Source organism: Streptomyces sp. LS1784 (assembly GCF_020103755.1).
Lineage (GTDB): Bacteria > Actinomycetota > Actinomycetes > Streptomycetales > Streptomycetaceae > Kitasatospora.
Genome location: NZ_JAHSQD010000662.1, coordinates 1 through 4,085 on the forward strand (window position 1 = coordinate 1; position 4,085 = coordinate 4,085).

At 72.6% G+C, this 4,085-nt stretch carries 3 protein-coding genes and 1 pseudogene; 1 reads left to right on the forward strand and 3 read right to left on the reverse strand.

Annotated elements, in window-relative coordinates:
• From KS423_RS40025 to KS423_RS40035, 3 genes and pseudogenes are all read right to left on the reverse strand, one after another.
• Positions 1 to 374, reverse strand: a pseudogene (locus KS423_RS40025) (hypothetical protein); the annotation flags it as partial.
• A 151-nt stretch (positions 375 to 525) separates the two neighbouring features.
• Complete coding sequence (locus KS423_RS40030) at positions 526 to 861, reverse strand: DUF5132 domain-containing protein (RefSeq protein ID WP_224284646.1); 336 nt, start codon at positions 859 to 861, stop codon at positions 526 to 528.
• Between the two features lie 323 nt (positions 862 to 1,184).
• On the reverse strand, positions 1,185 to 2,873 hold the full coding sequence (locus KS423_RS40035; protein ID WP_224284647.1) for a DUF885 family protein: 1,689 nt from the start codon (positions 2,871 to 2,873) through the stop codon (positions 1,185 to 1,187).
• Between the two features lie 219 nt (positions 2,874 to 3,092).
• On the opposite strand from KS423_RS40035, the gene KS423_RS40040 reads away from it, so the two are divergent.
• Positions 3,093 to 4,085, forward strand: a 993-nt coding sequence (locus KS423_RS40040) for an ABC transporter substrate-binding protein (protein ID WP_224284648.1), incomplete at its 3' end; no start/stop codon positions are given.

The window sequence follows — 4,085 nt, forward strand, 5'->3', positions numbered from 1 at the left end:
GCCGGCCCGGAGGCGGATCGCGGCGGTGCGGGGCGGGCGGCTGGGGCCGGGCCCGCCACGACCAGGGTGACGGCTCGGCGCACGATCCGGCCGACGTCCGTGGCGCTCACGCGCGCGTCGTGCCGGACGAGGACCCTGCCGGTGACCGGGTTGGCCTGCGCCTCGGTGATCCCGGGGATGCGCCGCAGGGCTGCGGCGAGGATTTCGGCCGTCCGGGGCCGATCGAGAACCGGCCTGACGTCCCAGCGCTGGCGGCCCGGAATGACCGAGCGAGGGCGCACGTCCAAATCCACGGAGCGATATCCGGCTTCGGCACCCAGTAGAGACGGCATGTGTACGATCACCTGTTTGCGGAGGTCGCGGGAATCCGTCATCGGCACGACGGAACACTGCGAAGGAGTGGGAGGTTCTGAAGGGGGAAGCGATGTGGCCGGCGGTCCCGCGGCCGACCGCCGCATGGGCGCATCATTCCGGCATTCGTCGGAACGCGCGCCCAGGCGACGGGTGGGGCCGCCGGACCGACCGTCAGTTCGGCTTGCCGGCTCCGGCGGTCGCGCGGATCTTCGGGGTCCTCGCCTCGCCCTCGCCCCGGTCGGAGACCTCGTCCTTTCCTCCGCTCGGGACGGCACCGTCGGCCGCACGCTGGCCGTCGCCGGAGGCGACCTGCGCGGCCACCATGTCGGCGGCCACTTCGGCCGCGAGGTCGTGGATGTTCTCCCCGGCCTCATGGGCCGCCTTCTTCACCTCCAGGACAATGCCGACGGACGTCTTGACGACGCCACGCACCAGCGGCTTGAGCAGACGCTTGGCCAGTGGGGCGACGATGAGACCGACCAGGAACGGCGGGACTACGGGTGGCATGATGCTCCATCCTCTCTACGCAGACGTATGACGGGGACCCCGGTCACTGCGAACACCGGAGCGGCGCACAGCTGGGCGGACGGACACGCCCGCCTCCGGAATCCGCCAGTCATTCCGTCGGATTATTCCGCCGGATCGAATTCCTTGATTCACGGGTTCGCCGTCCACAACCTTCGACACCGTAGTCGAGCCGGATGCATCGAGACCAAACGGCATCGGCGGGTTTCACTCGTGCGAGTGTTCTTGACCTTCCCGAGTAGCGCGAATTGCCGTACGCACATTCACCGAATCAACCGCTCATCACATCTATTAACCCGGGAGGATCAATTGCCGAGTTCCCGTGCCACCCTCCGCCGCAGGGCGGGGAACGGCAGAGCGCCACCGCCCAGCACCGCCTCGTGGAAGGCCCGCACGTCGAACCCGGCGCCCAGATCCCTCTCGACCCCCACCCGAAGCCGGGCGAACTCCAGATAGCCCGCGCGGTACGAGAGCGCCTGACCGGGCAGGTCCGTCGAGTAGCGCAACAGGTCCGAGGCGATCTGGGCCTCCGCCTCGGTGGAGTTGGCGCGCATGAAGTCATGCGCCTGCTCCAGGCTCATGGTCCCGAGGTTGAGCCCGGTGTCGACCACGAGGCGCTGGGCGGTGAACCGCTCCTGCGCGAGCCGCCCGTACGCGTCCCACGGGTCGTCGTAGAGGCCCATCTCCCAGCCGAGACCGGCCGCGTACTCGGCCCATCCCTCATTGAACGCGCCGAACTCGGCCACTTCACGGCGCAGTTGCGGCAGCGACCGGCTCTCCGCCTGCCGGGCGAGGTGGAAGTGGTGGCCCGGCGCCAGCTCGTGGTAGATCAGGGAGGCCGCTCCCAGCAGCGACCGCCGGTCCAGGTCCGAGCCGTTGTAGCGGTAGCGTCCGACCGGGCTCGCCGCGGTGGGCTGCTCGTAGTACCCGAAGGTCATCCCCGCCTCCAGCGCCGGGTCCAGCCGGGCCAGCCCGTACGGCGCGGCCGGCAGGGCGGCGAACCATCGCGGCAGCATCGGAGCCAGCCGGTCGAGGTGGCCATGGAACCGCGCCTCGACCTCCTCGGGCGTCCGGGCGTAGAACCGGGGCTCCGTCCCGAGCCGCTCGTGGAACTCGGCCTCGGACCCGTGGAAGCCCAGGGCCGCGCGCACCTCCCGCATCCGCTCGGCCAGCTCACGGCACTGGTCGCGGCCGAGCTCGTGGAGCCGCTCGGGCTCGGTGTCGCCCCCGGCGTGGGTCCGGACGAAGTCCCGGTACGCCTCCTCGCCGTCCTCGTAGCGCGCCCACCCGACCTCCTGCGGAGCATCCCCCGGCTGGGCCGGGTCGTCGACGGACGCGAGCAGCCGGTCGAAGGCCGGAGCCAACTCGGCCTCCACCAGCCTCCGTACACCGTCCCGAAGGCGTCCGCGCCCAGCCGGCCCCAACCCGCCGAGCCGGTCGTCCGCCACCGTGACCCGGTGCGCAGCGGAGGACCGCAGGCCCTCGATGACGGCCCGCGCTCCGGCCAGGGCCGGTGCCGGCACCCGGAAGCCGCGCGAGGCCTGCCCGACCACCTTGTCGCCGATCGAGCCGACCACTCGCGCGAGGTCGCGCACCAGCGTCAAGTACCGGTCGGCGTCGGCCCGTTCGGCGAAATGGAAGGGGCGCAGGACCGCGTCGACGTACAGCGACAGCGGGAAGAGCCGGTACGGCGTGGCGGCGGGCGTCAGCCAGTACCACCGGCGGGCCCGCAGCTCCTGTTCGGCCAGCGCCACGAGGACGGCCACGGTGTCGGCGTCCGCACCGGGCAGTTCCGCGTCGTCGAGCGCCCGGACCCGGTCCAGAACTCCCGCCGCAAACCGGGCCCGCTGCTCGGCCTCGCCGAGCGACGCCTCCGGCAGCGTCTCGACCGGGAGCCCCTGGCGGACTCGCAGCAACGGGTCCCGCTCCAGCAGGAACTCCCAGTATCGGTCCGCCAGGTGACCGACCTCGCGATCCGGTGCGTTCGTCGTCATGCCGACATACTGACGATGCCGGACCGTCAGGTCCCCCGGTCGGCGACACCCGGGCCGCGGCGCCCCTCGAAAGAGTGAATCGGGGATCGCCACACCCGCCGCCCCGCGTCGACGCCCACCTTTCCCAGCAAGGCGAGAGGCGGCCCCATCCATTCGAACAGGCCTTTCCCTCAGCCGAGTTGAATCGCCGCCGCCAATGCCCGGTGGCACCATGACGCCATGCCCCGTCGCCCACCTCTGGTCGCCCTGGCGGCCGCCATGACCGCCGCTGCCGTCGCGCTGAGCGGCTGCGGCGGCACCACCAGGTCCTCGACGACCACCCCCCTCGTGGACCACGGGACCGTCCGGATCGCGGCGGCCAGTGAGACCCCGAGCTTCAACCCGTACTCGGCCTTCGGCGCCTCCCAGTCCCGCTACGCCTACGACTCACTGGTCAGCCTCGCCCCCGACGGCACCGTGGTCTCCGGCCTGGCCTCCTCCTGGCAGGCCACCACCACCACGGCCACCTTCACCCTCCGCCCGGGAATCACCTGCGCCGACGGCACCCCCCTGACCGCCTCCGCGGTGGCCCGGGCGCTCACCTACGCGGGCGACCCGGCCAACCAGCTCGCCGGCGCCCGGACCGTGCTGCCCAACGTCCCCTTCACCGCGAGCGCCGACGACCGGACCGGCACCGTGTCGGCGACCAGCGCCGCCCCCTTCCCGTTCCTCACCCGCACCCTCGGCCTGCTGCCGATCGTCTGCCCCGCCGGCCTCGACCGGCCCCAGTCGCTGGACCGCGCCACCCAGGGCACCGGCCCCTACGTACTGACCCGCTACACCCCCGGCGGACCGTACGAGTTCACCGTCCGCGACGGCTACACGTGGGGCCCCTCCGGGGCGACGACCGCAGAGCCCGGCCTCCCCGCACGCATCGTCATCCCGGTGGTGCCCCAGGCCTCCACCGCGGCGAACCTCCTGCTCAGCGGGGGCGTCGAGATCGCGAACGTGAACGGGCCGGACCGCGCCCGGCTCACCGGCCACGGCCTGGCCGCCACCGACGTGGCGACCGTGGTCGGGCTGACCTTCTTCAACCAGCGCCCCGGCCGGCCCCTTGCCGACCCGGCGCTGCGCCGCGCCCTGGTCTCCGCCCTCGACCGTCAGGGTCTCGCCAACGTCGCCGTCGGCGGCACCGGCCGGCCCGCCACCGACTTCGGCGCCGAGGGCGCCGTC